This window comes from Novosphingobium sp. ERN07 (genome assembly GCF_012641335.1).
Lineage (GTDB): Bacteria > Pseudomonadota > Alphaproteobacteria > Sphingomonadales > Sphingomonadaceae > Novosphingobium.
On record NZ_JABAID010000002.1, the window covers coordinates 22,241 to 38,219 of the forward strand.

Genomic DNA, 15,979 nt, shown 5'->3' on the forward strand with positions numbered 1-15,979 from the left:
CGCACTGGACCTCGCACGCCACCTTTCGTAAGGCCGATAGCAACAGGGATGTTTTCAGCCCGCAGGAGTTATCGCTTTGCGCAAGATCGGCCTTATCGGCGGCATGAGCTGGTTTTCCACTCGCACCTATTACGAAGACATCAACCAACTGGTGCAGGCCCGCACCTCAACGCTTTCCAGCGCGCCGCTCCTGATCGAAAGCCTTGATTTCGAAGGCCTTGCTCGCCTTGCCACGCCCGAACAGTGGGCCAGTGCGGCCACGATTCTTTCGGAAAGCGCCCGTCGCCTCGAACAGGCTGGAGCCACCGCGCTGCTGATCGGCGCGAATTCGATGCACAAGGTCTATGACGATGTGGCGCAGGCTGTGTCGATCCCGGTTATCCACATTGCCGATGCGGTCGCTGCAAAGATGAAGGCAGACGGGATTGAAAACGCCGCTCTGCTGGGCACGCGCTACGTCGTGATGGAAAGCTTCTACCGCAAGCGCCTGATCGCACAGGGCATAAGTCTGCTGCCGCCGGTCGTCGAAGAAGTCGATGCGACGGATGCGATCATCTACGATGAACTGATGCAGGGCAAGGCAACCCGGTCTGCCGAACGCACGTTCAAGACGATGCTCACCAACATGGAACAGCGCGGCGCACAAGCGGCGGTGCTGGCCTGTACCGAACTCGACATGGTGATCGATGTCGATGCAAACCTGATGCCGATCTACGATGGCACCCGCATCCACGCGCAGGCGGCTGTTGATTGGATTCTCGGCAGTTAAGGCACGATTTTGCCCAACTCACAGCGTCACCCTGAACTTGTTTCAGGGTCCATCTCTCATCAGGAGATGACCATGTTTGGTCAAAAATGGATGCTGAAACAAGTTCAGCATGACGGTAAAGGGGCGTGACTTTGGCCCCCTACGCCAGCAACCCGGCGCAAACGCGCGGACGCGAATTTGGCCTTGACGACAAGGCCTCACGCGGCCCGCGCAGCGCATTTCAGCGCGACCGGGACCGTATCATTCACTCCATCGCTTTCCGCCGGTTGCGCCACAAGACGCAGGTCTTCATTGCGCCCGATGGCGATCACTATCGCGTCCGCCTGACCCACAGCCTCGAAGTCGCACAGATCGGGCGGGTCATCGCCCGCGCGCTGGGGCTGAACGAGGATCTGACCGAAGCTTTGTGCCTTGCCCACGATATCGGCCATCCCCCGTTCGGCCACGCCGGGGAAGACGCGCTGGAAGAGGCGATGGCTGGGGCAGGGGGCTTTGACCACAATGCCAATACCCTGCGCGTGTTGATGCGCCTTGAAAGCCCCTATTGCGGGCACGAAGGCCTGAACCTGTCGTGGGAAGCGCTTGAAGGTCTTGCCAAGCACAATGGCCCGATCCTCAAACCCACATGGGCGCTTGAGGAGTTGAACGCCGCATTTCCGCTTGATCTCGGCACTTTTGCTTCGCTCGAAGCGCAAGTCGCTGCGATTTCCGACGATATCGCCTACGATAACCACGACATCGACGATGGCCTGCGCGCAGGGTTTCTCTGTCTTGATCAATTGCTCGAACTGCCGAGCGTGGCCGACCAGTGGCGCGCCATCGAACGCCGCTTCCCGGGCGCGCCGCAGGAGCGCCTGTTACGAGAACTGGTGCGCGGCCAGATCGGGCGCATGGTCAACGATGTTATCGCCACGGCTGAGGCAAATATTGCCGCAACGGGCGTGATCAGTGCAGACGATGTGCGCGCCGCAGGGCGTCCGCTTGCCACGTTCTCCACCGCGATGGCTGAGGAAGAGCGCGCGCTCAAACAGTTCATGTATCAGCGGCTTTATCTGCATGAAGAGCAGCGCCAGACCGCAGATCGCGCGCGTGAAGTGATCGCCGCGCTCTTTGCCGCCTATGCACAAAACCCTGCGGAAATGCCGGAATCGTGGCGCTTGACGCTTCCCGAAGCCGAGCCTTTGCGCACCCGCCACATAGCCGATTTCATCTCCGGCATGACCGACCGTTACGCCATCGATGCCTACGCCAAACTGTTCGGCCAAACCCCTGAAGGCCTGCGAAATGTCTGACCCCACCCGCATCGTCCTTGTCGGTGCCACCGGCTTGATCGGCCGGGCTGTGATGGCTGAGGCCGTGAACTGCCCGGACATTCACCTCGTCGCCGTCGCCCGCCGCGAAGTGCCGCTGCCCAAAGGCGCGCGCATGGAAATGCTGCTGTCCGATACCGAACACTGGCCAGATGCCATTGCCGCCGGACGCCCGCACACGGTCATCATCGCCCTTGGCACCACGATCAAGGCTGTCGGAGGTGACAAGGCCGCATTCCGCGCCGTCGATCATGATCTGGTGCTGGAATGCGCTGCCGCTGCCAAAGCTGCTGGCGCGCGCCAACTTATCGTCGTCTCCTCCGTTGGGGCAGAATTTGCCGCCAAAAACTTCTATCTCTCAGTCAAGGGAGAGGTTGAGGACAAGCTGGCCAAGCTGCACTTCGAACGACTCGATCTGCTGCGCCCCGGTCTGTTGCGCGGCCACCGCGAAGGCCCGGCGCGTCCTGCCGAACGGCTCGGCATGATCCTCAGCCCGCTCGTTGATCTGCTGATGCTGGGCAAATTGCGGCGTTATCGTTCGGCCCGTGACAAGGATATAGCCCGTGTGATCCTGTCGCTGGCGGGCGCAAAGCAGCGTGGCCGTTTCATCCATCATCACGACGAATTTCGCCGCATTCTGCACCGTCGATAAGGACTGGCCACTCGTGTTGACTTCACGCTGCAGTGCAGCGATGAAGAACCGTCGCTGATCGCGCGGGAGAGTTCTCTCGATTCGTTCAGGATCGAGAGACGCCGAAGGAGCAACCGCCCCGGAATCTCTCAGGCAAATGGACCGCGTTGGTCGATAGCGACACTCTGGAAAGAGTCGCTTCCCCTAAAGGGAAGGGCCGCCGAAGGGGTAACCCCAACCAAACCCGTCTGGAGAGGCGGGCGGGGGAAAGCTCTCAGGTTTCCGTGACAGAGGGGGCGCCGAATGGCGTCTGAACTGTACGGGAACGATATTTGTGAGCGACACATACGAAATTCACGGTTGTGAAGAAGTGGATACGGCACCTGCCGGTCCGCTGACCTTGCCGCTCGACCAATGGCACCGCGCACGCGGTGGCCGCATGGTCGATTTCGCCGGATACTGGATGCCGGTGCAGTTCGAAGGCATCATTGCGGAACACCTCTGGACCCGCGAATCTGCCGGGTTCTTCGACGTTTCCCACATGGGCCAGCTTTACGTATCGGGTGAAGGCGCAGAGGCCGCACTCGAAGCCGCGCTGCCCATCGACCTGTCCACGCTTACACTTGGCGGCCCACGCTATTCGCTGCTGCTGAACGAAGATGGCGGCATCCTCGATGACCTGATGGTCACGCGCTGGAGCACCGGCTTCTACCTCGTCATCAACGGCGCGACCAAATGGGACGATATCGCCACCCTGCGCGAACGTCTGCCCGATGCGATCACGCTAAACCATCTTGAAGACAGCGCGCTTTTCGCGCTGCAAGGCCCCAAGGCGTGCGAAGCGCTCGAACCGTTGGTGACCGGCGAACAGCCCCTTTCCGCGCTTACGTTCATGCGCGGCGCGGCGTTCAAGCTTGGCGACATTGACGCTTGGATCAGCCGTTCCGGCTATACCGGAGAAGACGGCTTCGAAATCTCCGTGCCCGCAGAAAACGCCGCCGAACTGGCCGATCTGATCTGCGCGCAGCCGCAGGTAAAGCCCATCGGCCTCGGCGCGCGTGACAGTCTGCGCCTTGAAGCGGGTCTTCCGCTCTACGGCCATGACATGACCGACACCGTTGATCCGGTCAGCGCCGATCTGCTGTTCGGCATCAACAAGCGCCGCCGCAGCGAAGGCGGTTTCCCCGGTGCGGACGTGATCAAGCAGCTGATTGCCAACGGTGCCGCAACGCGCCGCGTCGGCCTCGCCATCGAAGGCCGCATGGCCGCGCGCGAAGGGGCAAAGGTGCTTTCGCGTGATACCGAAGTCGGCACCGTCACGTCCGGCGGCTTCTCGCCCAGCCTCGAACGCCCCATCGCGATGGCCTACGTCCCCGTCGCGCTCGCTGGCCCGGGCACTCCACTCACCATCGACGTGCGCGGCCGCAAGCTTGCCGCCAGCGTCGTGCCCATGCCTTTCGTTCCCCATCGCTATCACCGCAAAGGAGCCGCCTGATGACCCGCTATTTCACCAAGGACCACGAATGGATTGCGGTCGAAGGCAGCGAAGCCACCGTTGGCATTTCCGACTACGCACAGAGCCAGTTGGGCGACATCACTTTTGTTGAACTGCCCGGCGAAGGCAGTGAAGTCTCCAAGGGTGACAGCGCTTCGGTGGTCGATAGCGTCAAGGCGGCGTCCGATGTCTACGCCCCCGTTTCGGGCAAGGTGACCGTCGCCAATGCCGCGCTCGAAGACCAGCCCGAACTGGTCAACTCCGATCCCGAAGGCGAAGGCTGGCTGTGGAAGATGACCCTGTCCGACACCGCCGAACTCGATGGCCTGATGGACGAGGCCGCTTATCAGGCCTTCGTCGCGGAGCTTTGATCCCATGCGCTATCTTCCCCTGACCGACGCTGACCGGAGCGCCATGCTCTCGGTCATCGGCGCGGGTTCGATCGACGATCTGTTCGCTGATGTTCCCGCCGAAGCCCGCCTGTCCGCCCCCATTGCTGGCCTGCCCAATCACGCCAGCGAAATGGCGGTCGAACGCCACATGGCCCGCCTGTCCGCCAACAACGTTACTGCAGGATCGGTGCCGTTCTTCCTAGGCGCAGGTGCCTATCGCCACCACGTTCCCGCCAGCGTCGATCACCTGATCCAGCGTGGCGAATTCCTGACGGCTTACACCCCCTACCAGCCCGAAATCGCGCAGGGCACGCTGCAGGTGCTGTTCGAATTCCAGACGCAGGTCGCGCGCCTCTTCGGCACAGACGTCGCCAACGCCTCGCTCTACGATGGCTCGACTGCGTGCTGGGAAGCCATTGCGATGGCGGGCCGCATCACCAAGCGTGGCAAGGCCGTGCTTTCGGGTGGCCTTCACCCGCACTACGTGGAAACCGCGCGCACGATGGCCAAGTTCACCGGCGACGTGCTCGATACGATCGCGCCCGAACTCGCCGCCGCCCCCGATGACGCGGCGTTGATCGCCCGCATCGATGGCGAAACCTCCTGCGTCGTTGTCCAATACCCGGACATCCTTGGCCGCATTCCCGATCTCGCCGCAATTGCCGAAGCAACTCAGGCAAAAGGCGCTCTGCTGATCGCCGTCGTCACCGAACCCGTCGCGCTGGGCGTGTTGCAAAGCCCCGGCAGCCTCGGTGCGGATATCGTGGTGGGTGAGGGCCAGTCCATCGGCGTCGGCCTCCAGTTCGGCGGACCATACCTTGGTCTTTTCGGTTGCCGCGAAAAGTATCTGCGCCAGATCCCCGGTCGCCTCTGCGGCGAAACGGTGGACGCCGATGGCAAGCGCGGCTTCGTGCTCACGCTCTCCACGCGCGAACAGCACATCCGGCGTGAGAAAGCCACGAGCAACATCTGCACCAACTCCGGCCTCTGCGCGCTGGCGTTCTCGATCCACATGACGCTGCTCGGCGGATCGGGCCTGTCCGACATGGCCAAGCTCAGCCACGCCGCCGCGCGGAAGACCGCTGCTGCCCTAACGCAAATCCCCGGCGTCACCGTGGTCAACACACACTACTTCAACGAATTCGCAATCACCCTGCCAACCGATGCCCGACAGGTCGTCCGCGCTCTGGCCGACAGGCAAGTGCTTGGCGGCGTCTCGCTAGGCCGCCTCTACCCGCAGGAATCTGCACTGGCGAACGGCATGGTCGTCGCTGCGACAGAATGCACGACGGACGAAGACATTGCGACGCTGGCCGCCGCGCTCAAGGAGGTGCTGGCATGAACGCGATCAATCCCACCGGATGGCGCCCCTCAATGGGCGAAAACGTCCCAGGCGCGCCTGTTCAGACCTTCACCGGCAATCGCGGGTTGCAGCTTGAAGAAGCACTGCTGTTCGAACTCGGCAATGCCGACCGGTCGGGCGTCGATTTCCCGGAAACCGGCAGCATCGATCTCTCAGCCCTTGGCCCGATGGCCCGCACCGAACGCCCGAACCTGCCCGGCCTGTCCGAACCGGAAACCGTGCGCCACTACACCCGCCTGTCGCGCCAGAACTACGCCATCGACCTCGGCCTGTTCCCGCTCGGCTCCTGCACCATGAAGCACAACCCGCGCCTTGACGAAAAGGTCGCGCGGATGCCCGGTTTTGCCGATGTCCACCCGCTCCAGCCCGTTCACACGGTGCAGGGCGCGCTTTCGGTGATCAACGAACTGGCGTTCTGGCTGATCGAACTCACCGGGATGCACGGCGTCGCGATGACGCCAAAGGCCGGTGCGCACGGCGAACTCTGCGGCCTGCTCTGCATCCGCGCCGCGCTTGAGGCCAAGGGCGATCCGCGCACCGTGATCCTCGTTCCCGAAAGCGCGCACGGCACCAATCCCGCCACCGCCGCTTTCGCCGGGTTCAAGGTTGAAAACATCCCCGCCACGCCCGATGGCCGCGTCGATACCGCCGCTCTCATCGCGCGCCTTGGCCCTGATGTTGCGGGCGTGATGATCACCAATCCCAACACTTGCGGGCTGTTCGAACGCGATCTGAAGATCATTGCCGATGCCGTCCACGCGGCGGGCGGATACGTCTATTGCGATGGCGCGAACTTCAACGCCATCGTCGGGCGCGTGCGTCCGGGTGACCTTGGCGTCGATGCCATGCATATCAATCTGCACAAGACCTTCTCCACGCCCCACGGCGGCGGCGGCCCCGGTTCCGGCCCCGTCGTCCTGTCCGAAGCGCTCAGCCCCTTCGGCCCGCTGCCGTTCACCGCACGGCAGAAGGACGGCTCGGTCCTGCTGATCGAAGAAGAGCAGGCGCACGAGGAACAACCGCAGACCTTTGGCCGCATGTGCGCCTTCCACGGCCAGATGGGCATGTATACGCGCGCGCTCGCCTACATCCTCAGCCACGGCGCTGATGGGTTGCGGCAGGTTTCGGGCGATGCGGTGCTCAACGCCAACTACGTCCTGCGCAGCCTTGATGACGTTCTCGATGCCCCGTTCGGCGCGTCAGGCCCTTGCATGCACGAAGCGCTGTTCTCGGACGATGGCTTTGCCGAAGGCTTTTCGACCAACGATCTCGCCAAAGGCCTGATCGACGAAGGCTATCACCCGATGACGGTCTATTTCCCGCTCGTTGTCCACGGTGCGATGCTGGTGGAGCCGACCGAGACGGAGAGCAAGGCCGGCATCGACCAGTTCGTTGGCGCGATGCGCTCATTGGCCGAACGCGCTCGGGCAGGGGACGAACTGCTCAAGTCTGCCCCTCACTTCGCGCCCCGCCGCCGCCTTGACGAAACTCTGGCCGCGCGCAAACCCAAGCTGGTGTGGAAAGAAGACTGATACGAAAAGGGCCGCCCCGCATGCGCGGAGCGGCCCATTCCCGTCAGGAAACAGCAATCAGTTGATCGCTTCCTCGGTCGTATTGGCGGCAGACTTCAGGTCGTCGCCCGCACCGCGTACGGTGTTGCAGGCGGTCGCGCCCAGCAGCAGCCCACCCATCATCGTGGCAAAAACGAACTTGCGGATCATGGCTTTCACCTTTCCAACTTGGGCGGGCGGAGCCTATCCGCCACATGCCCGATCTGGATGGTAGAACGCCGAACCGTCAGACCGGTTCCGCTGCGGCCCGCCGTTTTCCCAACACATGTTCGCGCCATGCGATCAGCAGGCTTGCGCCGATGATCACCGGCGCACCGATCCATGTGCTCGCCGGTGGAAGGTGGCTGAACACCAGCCAGCCCCAGAATGTCGCCCAAGCCAGTTGGATGTAATCCACCACGATCACGCTGGCGACCGAACCATAGCGCAACGATGCTGTCATCGCGATCTGCGCAAACAGCCCGGTCAGGCCTATCCCGCCCAGCATCAGCCACCCGATAACGTCATGGCTCGCGCCCGTCTGAAACAGGAACAGCCCCAGCACCGGCGCGCTGAAAGCCGAGAAATAGAACACCACCGTCAGTGGTTCTTCGGTGCGGCCAAGGTCGCGCACCTGCACCGTCACCAGCGCCACCATGAACGCCGCGCCTATGCCCACCGCCACGCCAAACAGCGGAAGATTCCCGGTATCCGGCCCGGCGATGATCAACACGCCCAACAGCCCCATCACAACCGCCGTCCAGCGCCACGGCCCGACCTTTTCCTTCAGCATCAGGGCCGAAAGGATCACGGCGAACATCGGCGCGGTGAACCCCAGCACGGTCGCTTCGGCCAGCGGCAGAATCCGCACCACCCCCAGCGTCAGGAACATGCCGGTCCCGCCGATCAGCGCGCGCCGCGCGTGAATCCACGGTCGCTTCGTGCGCAGCCGGTGAAGTTCGCCCCGTGAAACCAGCCACCCGAAGATGGCCAGCGCGGGCAATGCCTGCCGCCAGAACAGCGTTTCGGGAAGAGCGATGCCTCGTTCCCCGGTCAATTTGACCAGAAGCAGCATGATCGAGAACAACACCGTGGCAAGAAGGCGCAGCGCCAGCGCCAGCATTGGACGATCATGCGTGTTCATGCGAAGGCCTTAGGCCAAAGCCCCTTGCGATCAACCCCTTCGTTGCCCATCTGGCGGACAATGGAAGACTGGTTCCCCCATCTCTGGCAATTTCACGTCGCGGCAGGCGTAGTCGCGCTAACCGTAGCGATAACGTCCGTTCTGGCCGAACGCCGTCGCTTCCGCCGCGCCAATCTCGATGCGGTCGGCTTCATGCCGTGGACCGTGATCTATCTGACCACGTTCCTTACGGCCTGCGTCCTTTTTGGATTGGCAGCAAGGGAATGGTTCGCGGCATGAAAATCCTCCCTGCCTTTGCGAAGCACAGGCGGGGAGGGGGACCGCCCGCGCAGCGGGTGGTGGAGGGGAAAGAAAGCCCCCTCCGTCATCGACTACGCCGACGACATCTCCCCATTTGTCCTGCGTATAAATGGAAAGGAACAATGCTCAGAGGCAAGCCTCAAGATAGGCCTGATCGAACCCGAACTGTCGCGCCTTTTCCAGCGTATAGGGCCGCAGGCCGGAGGGGCGGAACTCACCGATGATCTTGCCGTCCTCGGTTTCGTCCAGATACTCGAACTTGAACAGTTCCTGGGTCACAATCACGTCGCCTTCCATCCCGATCACTTCGGTGATGTTGGTCGTGCGGCGCGAACCGTCGCGCAGGCGCTTTACCTGAACGATGATGTCTACCGATTCCGCGATCTGACGGCTGATGGCTTCTTTGGGGATCTTGATGTCGCCCATCAGGATCATGTTTTCCATACGGCCAAGGCATTCGCGCGGGGAGTTGGCGTGAAGCGTACACATCGAACCATCGTGGCCGGTGTTCATCGCGGCAAGAAGGTCGAAACATTCCGCGCCACGAATTTCGCCCAGGATGATCCGGTCGGGGCGCATACGCAGGGCGTTCTTCACAAGGTCACCAATGGTGATCGCGCCCTGGCCTTCAAGGTTCGGGGGGCGCGTTTCCAGCGGCAGCCAGTGCGGCTGCTGCAGTCGAAGTTCGGCGGCGTCTTCGATGGTCAGCACGCGCTCGCCCGGATCGATCATCTTCGACAGCGCGTTGAGCATGGTCGTCTTGCCCGAACCCGTGCCGCCCGAAATCACGATGTTCATGCGGCAGGCGCCGGCGATTTTCAGCGCGGTTGCCATCTTGTCACTCATCGATCCGAAATCGCGCAGCATGTCGATCGTGATCGGCTTTTCGGAAAACTTACGAATGGAAATCGCGGTGCCGCGCAGCGAAAGCGGCGGCACGATCACGTTGACGCGGCTACCATCCTTCAGGCGGGCGTCGGCCAGCGGCGTGGTCTGATCAACACGGCGGCCGACCTGGTTCACGATGCGTTGCGCGATCTGGAACAGGTGGCTTTCGTCGCGGAAGCGGATCGGGGCCAGCACGAGCCGGCCCTTCTTTTCGATGTAGGTCTGCTCCGGCCCGTTGACCATGATGTCCGAAATGTCGGGATCGTTCAGCAGTTCTTCCAGCGGACCGAAGCCCAGCAGTTCGTCTATCAGCACCTTTTCCAGCGCGAACTGTTCGCGCCGGTTCAGCGTGACCTTCAGTTCGGCCAGCACTTCAAGGATGATCGGGCGGAATTCTTCGGAAAGCTCGTCCTTGGTCAGCGTTGCCGCAGCTTCGGGATCGACGCGCTCCAGCAGGCGCGGCAGCACCTGTTCCTTGATCTTGTGGACCGATGCCTCGAAGCCCTCGGCCTGATAGTTACCTTCGTTGACGCCATTGGCCCGGTCAGCCAGGCGCGTCATGGCGTCAGCCTTTAGTGCGGCACCATTGACCGGCGAATCGTCGGCGTCCATTGCGGGCAGCGGCGGGAACTGGTCTCCGCCCATCGGCATGGGCACCGGCACCGGCGCGGCAGAGGGCGTCGCGGCCTGTTCGCCCGACTTCATGGGCCGCGCCACGCCGAAGGATGGCCGTCCGCCACCGCTCGTCACACCCGCCAGCCCCGTCTTTCGCCCGAAAGCGCTCATCAACAGACCCCAATCCAGTTCAGGCAGGTTCCGCCCGGTTCAACCGGGGCCAAAGCTGCCATTGACCTCGTTTAGGTAACCGGAAAACCTTCAAGGAATCCTAACGCAGCTTTTCACCCGCATAAGGATCAACCACCTGTAAAGCATACTGATCCTCATCACCGGGCCAATTGCGATGGTGCGGCAACCTTTTGCGCATGGGTCATTTCGCTGCGCCTGCACATGGTGTAGCGCGCGATCATGGCGGCATATTTTGAGCACGCCGTTTGAAACGAATGCAGGTTCATCTCACTTGGCACATTCCGAAAGGTCCGGTCTGATCTTCGCCCTTGCAGGCTTTGCGCTGCTGTCGATGGGCGATGTCATGGTCAAAAGCATGGCAGGTCAGTGGCCCGGCACGGCCATCGGCGCGTTGCGCTATGTCATTGGCGCAATTGGGCTTGGCGTAGTTCTGCTGGTGCGTGAAGGCCGCGTCGGCTTTGCCTTTCCCCGTCTGCGCTGGCAGATTCTGCGCGGGTTCAGCGTGGCCATGTCTGCCGTCACCGGCTTCACCGCGATCCACCTGATGCCGATCAGTGAAGCGACCGCGATTTCCTTTACAAGTCCGATGATTACGGCGCTCCTCGCAGCGTTTCTACTGGGTGAGCCTCTGCGCAAAGAGACGCTGATCGCCAGCGTTGTTGCCTTTGGCGGCGTCCTGCTGATCCTGCGTCCCAACTTCGCCCTGCTTGGCCCCGTGGCGCTGCTGCCGGTGATCGCGGCGACGGGGATGGCCTTGCTGATCATCGCGAACCGCAAGGTTGCCGGGCTGGGCAGCGCGCTTTCGATGCAATTCAATGTTGCGGCGATTGGCGCGGCGTTTCTGGTCGTCTTCGCAAGCGCCGGACATTTCAGTGGCTTGGCGCTGTTCTCGGTTCCCGATCTGCCGATGCCGGTCCTGCTGAAATCGGCGGTGATCGCAGTAAGCGCCACTTTGGCGCACGCCTGCATCTATCTTGCCACAACGCGGGCGGGGGCTGCGGCGATTGCGCCGATGACTTATGTGCAGCTTTTGCTGGCGGGGTGCTTTGGATGGATTTTCTTTGATGAACATCCCGATCTGATGGCGGCCATCGGCGCGGTGATCATCGTGGGGGCAGGGTTGTATCTGTGGCGCGCGGGACGTCCGGTAAAAGGCGGAAAATCTGAATAATATTCAAAAGGATACGATGAAATTCAGGTGAAATCCTGAAGTGCACCTAGATGCACCTACGCGCACCTAGAGTACATCAAGCAGCGGTTCGAGGGTCTTGAACAGCACCGTGGGCCGGTCTTTTTCGGGCAGGGAAACGTCACTCCCCATGATGCCCGTCGCAAGGCCGATCGAGGTGGCTCCAACAGCGTTCGCCATGCGCATTTCAAGCGCGGGATCGTCACCCACCACCACAACATCCTTCGCGGCGGAGCGGGGTAGGCCCATGACCTTCATCGCGGTGTCGAAAGCGACCTTTGAAGGCTTGCCAAGAATGCGTGGGCGCTTGCGCGTCATCGCGGTGAGCATGGCGTTGATGGGAAAACTCGCCCCGATGGCGCGGCCATTTTCGGTGGCGAAGAAGGGCACGTTGCTGGCGGTGACCAATCGCGCACCGTTCCACAGCGAGTGACAGGCTGCCTCCAAGCTATTGAAATCAAACTCGCGGAACCATCCGGTATAGACCGCTTCGACCCCCTCGGCTTCCTCGGCGGGGCCGACCACTTCCAGCCCGGCATTGATCAGCGGCGCGGCGCAGCCGGGGTTGCCGAGGACGCGGACTTTGCCGGTGCCGGTTTGCCCCAGCCACACGGCGGCGGAGGAAGAGGGCGTGAGCATCTGCGCGTCCCCGACCGGAAAACCTGCGTTTCGCAAGGAGTTGGCATAGGCAGCGGGCGGCTTTGCCGTGCCGTTGGTGAAGACGACATAGGGGGTACCGCTGGCCTTCAGCACTTCCAGGACGGCGATGGCATGGGGCAGGGCGCGGTGGCCACCGCTTTTGGCATCGCCCAATGCGATAGTGCCGTCCATATCGAAGATATAGCCCGCCGCGCCGCGCAGGCGTGCGGCGATTTCCGCGTTCAGTTTCAAAGCGATGCTCCTGCATGAAGGGCGAGGCGGAAGCCGTCGCGTTCGACCACGATGTCACGCGCGTGGGGTCTTGCTGCGAGTTGGCGCAGCAGTGACAGGATCGGCGCGGCGTGGGGCGAATAGGTTGCTCGCGAACGCCCCGCAGCGAGCATGGCATCGACCTGCTCGGCAGGCATGACCGCGCGAAGCAGGAATTCCTCGTCCGGCAGATCGGTGCCGAACTGGCGCTGCAGATCGGCAAGTGCCGGAAACATCGGTTCATTTTCCAGTTCCCGCGCACGCGGGCGGTCCATGATCGTGGCCAGAACCTTGGGATCGACGGGCGATGTCGGCTTGCCAAACTTGCCCATGCAATAGCGGATCACCTGATCGGAAACCTGCGCATAGCGGCGGTCTCCGATCACGTTGAACAGCGCCTGCGTCATGACCATCTGCGGAAACGGCGTGACCATGATGGGAAAGCCGAGATCGGCGCGAACCTGCCCGGTTTCGGCAATAACCGCGTCCATCCGGTCGGACAGGCCCAGTTCTTCCAACTGGCGCGCGATAGTCGTCATGACGCCACCTGCGATCTGGTGGCGCAGGAAGCTGGCGTCGAAGTTCTGAGGGGTGCCGGGCCGGAGGCCTTCTGCCAGCGCGACCTGTTGCCAATACGTTGTGAGGCGTTTCAGCGCGGCCTTGTCTATGCCGACTTCGAAGCCTGCTTCTTCAAGGTTGGCGACCATGCGGTTCGCTTCGGGCAGCGAGGAGCCATCGCCGCCGGGGCCGACGCCGACGTGGATGGCCGAAATGCCCAGCTTTGCGGCTTCCAGACTGGTCATCATGCCGAGACCGACCGTGGTGTGGGCATGGATTTCCAGTGGGCGGTTGCCGATAGCGGCCTTTACCGCAGGGACCAGCGTGCGGGCGCGGTCCACCGAAAGGAGGCCTGCCGGGTCCTTGATATAGAAAAGGTCGATATTCGGGCTTTGCCCCACTGCGTGGGCGAAATCGGCGTAGAACTGGTCGGTGTGGATTTCCGACAAGGTGAAAGTGAGCGCGGCCATGACTTCGGCATCGCCCTCTTCCTTCACCAGCTTGGCCGCTTCGATCACGGCGGGCACTTCGTGCATCGGATCGAGCAGGACGAAGCGGCCAACGCCGTTCACTTGCAGCGCGCGGTAGACGAGGCGCATGAATTCGGGGTCTGCCTGCTGCCACGCGATGAAGCGCAGGCCGGTGGTGATAAATTGCAGCGGCGTGGTGGGCATGGCGGCGGCCATGCGGCGCAAGCGCTCCCACGGGTTGTTGCGGAAATAGCGGACGGCGACGGCCATGTGGCTGGACGAGGTGAAGTCTATCGCACGGAAACCGCAAGCTTCGGTAAGCGCGGCAGCTTGCAGCATGTGCGCGGTGTTCAGGCCAGTGGCGCCCCACAGGCTCTGGTTGCCATCGCGCATCGTAACGTCAACGAGACGGATCTCGGTCATCAGGCAAGTCCCGTAAGGAAGCCGGTATCGACGCCGCCCGCAATGAAGCGCGGGTCTGCGACGATGCGGCGATGGAGCGGGGTAGTGGTCGGCAGGCCTTCGATGTGCAGCGATTCCAGCGCCTTGCCGAGGCGTTCGACGGCCTCTTCGCGCGTGTCACCGTGGACGATGAGCTTGCCCATGAGCGAATCGTAGTGCGGTGGTACTTCGCCGCCGAGGCCGATGTGCGTATCGACGCGCACGCCGCTGCCCGCAGGCCATTCCGCGCGGGTTGCGCGGCCGGGTGAGGGGCGGAAATCGGCATCGGGGTCTTCGGCGTTGATGCGCACTTCGATGGCGTGGCCAACGGGGCGGATCATGGCTTGCGTCAGGGTGAGTTGCTTGCCCATCGCGACGAGCAATTGCTGCTCGACCAGATCGACGCCGGTGATTGCCTCGGTAACCGGATGCTCCACCTGAATGCGCGCGTTCAGTTCGAGGAAATAGAACGAGAAATCAGTCGCATCGACGAGAAATTCTGCCGTTCCTGCGCCGCGATAATTGAGGTGCCGAGCGAGACGCACGGCGGCCTGTTCGATCCCTTCGCGCGCTGCCAATGGCATGGCGGGCGCGGGCGCTTCTTCGACCAGTTTCTGGAAGCGACGCTGGATGGAGCAATCGCGGGTGCCGAGGTGGATGGCGCTGGTGCCATCGCCCAGCAATTGCACTTCGACGTGACGCCCACGCGCAACGAAGCGTTCGACATAGACTGCCGCGTTGCCGAATGCGGCCTGCGCTTCTGCCTGTGCCATATCGAGCGCGGTATCGAGGTCTTCGGCGCGGTCCACGCGGCGCATTCCCTTGCCGCCGCCGCCGGATACGGCCTTTAGCAGCAGCGGGTAGCCGGTCTGCGCGGCGCGGGCGTGAACATCGGCGCGGGTCGCCGCTTCTCCGCCGGGCAGGACCGGAAGGCCCGCTTCAACTGCCAGCGCGCGAGCGGCCAGTTTATCGCCCATGCCTTCGAGCGTGGCGATATCGGGGCCGACGAAACGGATGCCTGCGGCTGCGATGGCGCGGGCAAATGTGGCGTTTTCCGAAAGGAAGCCATAGCCGGGGTGGACTGCATCGGCACCCGAACGGACGGCGGCGGCGACCACCTTATCAATCGACAGATAGCTTTGCGATGAGGGCGCGGGGCCCACCATTTCTACTTGATCGGCCATCTTTGCAGGCAGTGAGGTGGCATCGGCCTCGGATGCGCCGAGCACGGTTTGGATCCCCATGCGGCGCGCGGTTCGGATAACGCGGAGAGCAATTTCTCCGCGATTGGCGATGAACAGTTTTTTGATCATGGGTCAGGTCAGCTTGATCAGCGCCGCGCCCTTGGCGACGAGCGTGCCATCGGGGACGAGGAGTTCAGCCACAGTGCCACTGCGCCCTGCGTGGACCGGGTTCATCAGTTTCATCGTTTCGACGATGCCGACCACGGTTTCGGGGCCAACGGCATCGCCGGGTTTTACGAAGGGTGGCGCGCCGGGCTGGGGCGCGTGATAGAACGTGCCGGGCAGCGGCGAACAGATCGCCTGGGGATCGGCCTGAATGGTGGCAGCTTCGGCGGCGGCTTCTCCCGCAGCGCCTGCCCATTGCCATTCCTGTGTCATGCCACCGTCGGCCCCTTCGCCCTGTGCCACGCGCAGACGGAAGCGGCGCGTGGCCAGATCGAGTTCCCGGTAGCCCGATTGTTCGAGAATCGCGGCGATTTCCGCGATGTCTTCATGCGTGAGGGGAAGGTCATCGGTCAT

General features: G+C 62.7%; 16 protein-coding genes and 2 riboswitches. Of the genes, 9 read left to right on the forward strand and 7 right to left on the reverse strand.

The window, feature by feature from the left end:
* Positions 1–76: 76 nt before the first annotated feature.
* The 7 genes from HGI47_RS03345 (at position 77) to gcvPB (ending at position 7,492) form a co-directional block, all read left to right on the forward strand.
* Positions 77–769, forward strand: a complete 693-nt coding sequence (locus HGI47_RS03345; RefSeq protein ID WP_168851392.1) for an aspartate/glutamate racemase family protein — start codon at positions 77–79, stop codon at positions 767–769.
* 125 nt (positions 770–894) lie between these two features.
* Positions 895–2,061, forward strand: coding sequence for a deoxyguanosinetriphosphate triphosphohydrolase (locus HGI47_RS03350; protein ID WP_168851393.1), 1,167 nt, complete (start codon positions 895–897; stop codon positions 2,059–2,061).
* Positions 2,054–2,731 (forward strand): NAD(P)H-binding protein, encoded by a 678-nt coding sequence (locus HGI47_RS03355; protein WP_168851394.1) that lies wholly within the window; start codon positions 2,054–2,056, stop codon positions 2,729–2,731. The genes HGI47_RS03350 and HGI47_RS03355 overlap by 8 nt, the downstream gene beginning before the upstream one ends.
* Before the next feature lie 53 nt (positions 2,732–2,784).
* Positions 2,785–2,885: riboswitch (glycine riboswitch) on the forward strand.
* Positions 2,886–3,011, forward strand: a riboswitch (glycine riboswitch).
* Between the two features lie 33 nt (positions 3,012–3,044).
* A complete protein-coding gene (gene gcvT, locus HGI47_RS03360; RefSeq protein WP_370521618.1) occupies positions 3,045–4,205 on the forward strand; it encodes a glycine cleavage system aminomethyltransferase GcvT in 1,161 nt (386 codons plus the stop codon).
* Positions 4,205–4,576, forward strand: a complete 372-nt coding sequence (gcvH, locus tag HGI47_RS03365; RefSeq protein ID WP_168851395.1) for a glycine cleavage system protein GcvH — start codon at positions 4,205–4,207, stop codon at positions 4,574–4,576. Before gcvT ends, gcvH begins: the two co-directional genes overlap by 1 nt.
* 4 nt (positions 4,577–4,580) lie before the next feature.
* Entirely contained in the window at positions 4,581–5,939 is a 1,359-nt protein-coding gene (gcvPA, locus tag HGI47_RS03370) for an aminomethyl-transferring glycine dehydrogenase subunit GcvPA (RefSeq protein ID WP_168851396.1), read from the forward strand.
* On the forward strand, positions 5,936–7,492 hold the full coding sequence (gene gcvPB / locus HGI47_RS03375) for an aminomethyl-transferring glycine dehydrogenase subunit GcvPB (RefSeq protein ID WP_168851397.1): 1,557 nt from the start codon (positions 5,936–5,938) through the stop codon (positions 7,490–7,492). The genes gcvPA and gcvPB overlap by 4 nt, the downstream gene beginning before the upstream one ends.
* 57 nt (positions 7,493–7,549) lie before the next feature.
* On the opposite strand, the gene HGI47_RS22870 is transcribed toward gcvPB, so the two are convergent.
* Together HGI47_RS22870 and HGI47_RS03380 are read right to left on the reverse strand one after the other, a co-directional pair.
* Positions 7,550–7,681, reverse strand: a complete 132-nt coding sequence (locus HGI47_RS22870; RefSeq protein WP_255460619.1) for a hypothetical protein — start codon at positions 7,679–7,681, stop codon at positions 7,550–7,552.
* Between the two features lie 76 nt (positions 7,682–7,757).
* Positions 7,758–8,654 carry a DMT family transporter gene (locus HGI47_RS03380; RefSeq protein ID WP_240949967.1) on the reverse strand — a complete coding sequence of 299 codons (897 nt, stop codon included), beginning with the start codon at positions 8,652–8,654 and terminating at the stop codon, positions 7,758–7,760.
* A gap of 60 nt (positions 8,655–8,714) precedes the next feature.
* On the opposite strand from HGI47_RS03380, the gene HGI47_RS03385 reads away from it, so the two are divergent.
* Positions 8,715–8,933, forward strand: coding sequence for a hypothetical protein (locus HGI47_RS03385; RefSeq protein WP_168851398.1), 219 nt, complete (start codon positions 8,715–8,717; stop codon positions 8,931–8,933).
* A 147-nt stretch (positions 8,934–9,080) separates the two neighbouring features.
* Here HGI47_RS03385 and HGI47_RS03390 read toward each other — a convergent pair whose 3' ends face one another.
* On the reverse strand, positions 9,081–10,628 hold the full coding sequence (locus tag HGI47_RS03390; RefSeq protein ID WP_168851399.1) for a CpaF family protein: 1,548 nt from the start codon (positions 10,626–10,628) through the stop codon (positions 9,081–9,083).
* A 292-nt stretch (positions 10,629–10,920) separates the two neighbouring features.
* On the opposite strand from HGI47_RS03390, the gene HGI47_RS03395 reads away from it, so the two are divergent.
* Positions 10,921–11,820: a DMT family transporter gene (locus HGI47_RS03395; protein ID WP_168851400.1), complete on the forward strand. Its 900-nt coding sequence runs from the start codon at positions 10,921–10,923 to the stop codon at positions 11,818–11,820.
* A 66-nt stretch (positions 11,821–11,886) separates the two neighbouring features.
* Here HGI47_RS03395 and HGI47_RS03400 read toward each other — a convergent pair whose 3' ends face one another.
* From HGI47_RS03400 to HGI47_RS03415, 4 genes are read right to left on the reverse strand one after another with little or no spacing between them, the layout of a single operon-like run.
* Positions 11,887–12,729: an HAD-IIA family hydrolase gene (locus tag HGI47_RS03400; protein ID WP_240949968.1), complete on the reverse strand. Its 843-nt coding sequence runs from the start codon at positions 12,727–12,729 to the stop codon at positions 11,887–11,889.
* The gene (locus HGI47_RS03405; RefSeq protein WP_168851401.1) at positions 12,726–14,198 is read right to left on the reverse strand and encodes a biotin carboxyl carrier protein; all 1,473 of its coding nucleotides are present in this window, start codon (positions 14,196–14,198) and stop codon (positions 12,726–12,728) included. The genes HGI47_RS03400 and HGI47_RS03405 overlap by 4 nt, the downstream gene beginning before the upstream one ends.
* Entirely contained in the window at positions 14,198–15,529 is a 1,332-nt protein-coding gene (locus tag HGI47_RS03410; protein WP_168851402.1) for an acetyl/propionyl/methylcrotonyl-CoA carboxylase subunit alpha, read from the reverse strand. Before HGI47_RS03410 ends, HGI47_RS03405 begins: the two co-directional genes overlap by 1 nt.
* A 3-nt stretch (positions 15,530–15,532) precedes the next feature.
* Positions 15,533–15,979: a biotin/lipoyl-containing protein gene (locus HGI47_RS03415; protein ID WP_168851403.1), complete on the reverse strand. Its 447-nt coding sequence runs from the start codon at positions 15,977–15,979 to the stop codon at positions 15,533–15,535.

Coding starts and splice junctions, on each gene's coding strand:
- HGI47_RS03385 (WP_168851398.1), top strand. CDS start 8,715: ATGGAAGACTGGTTCCCCCATCTCTGGCAATTTCACGTCGCGGCAGGC.
- HGI47_RS03405 (WP_168851401.1), bottom strand. CDS start 14,198: ATGACCGAGATCCGTCTCGTTGACGTTACGATGCGCGATGGCAACCAG.
- HGI47_RS03355 (WP_168851394.1), top strand. CDS start 2,054: ATGTCTGACCCCACCCGCATCGTCCTTGTCGGTGCCACCGGCTTGATC.
- gcvH (WP_168851395.1), top strand. CDS start 4,205: ATGACCCGCTATTTCACCAAGGACCACGAATGGATTGCGGTCGAAGGC.
- gcvPB (WP_168851397.1), top strand. CDS start 5,936: ATGAACGCGATCAATCCCACCGGATGGCGCCCCTCAATGGGCGAAAAC.
- gcvPA (WP_168851396.1), top strand. CDS start 4,581: ATGCGCTATCTTCCCCTGACCGACGCTGACCGGAGCGCCATGCTCTCG.
- HGI47_RS03415 (WP_168851403.1), bottom strand. CDS start 15,979: ATGACCGATGACCTTCCCCTCACGCATGAAGACATCGCGGAAATCGCC.
- HGI47_RS03410 (WP_168851402.1), bottom strand. CDS start 15,529: ATGATCAAAAAACTGTTCATCGCCAATCGCGGAGAAATTGCTCTCCGC.
- HGI47_RS22870 (WP_255460619.1), bottom strand. CDS start 7,681: ATGATCCGCAAGTTCGTTTTTGCCACGATGATGGGTGGGCTGCTGCTG.
- HGI47_RS03380 (WP_240949967.1), bottom strand. CDS start 8,654: ATGAACACGCATGATCGTCCAATGCTGGCGCTGGCGCTGCGCCTTCTT.
- HGI47_RS03390 (WP_168851399.1), bottom strand. CDS start 10,628: ATGAGCGCTTTCGGGCGAAAGACGGGGCTGGCGGGTGTGACGAGCGGT.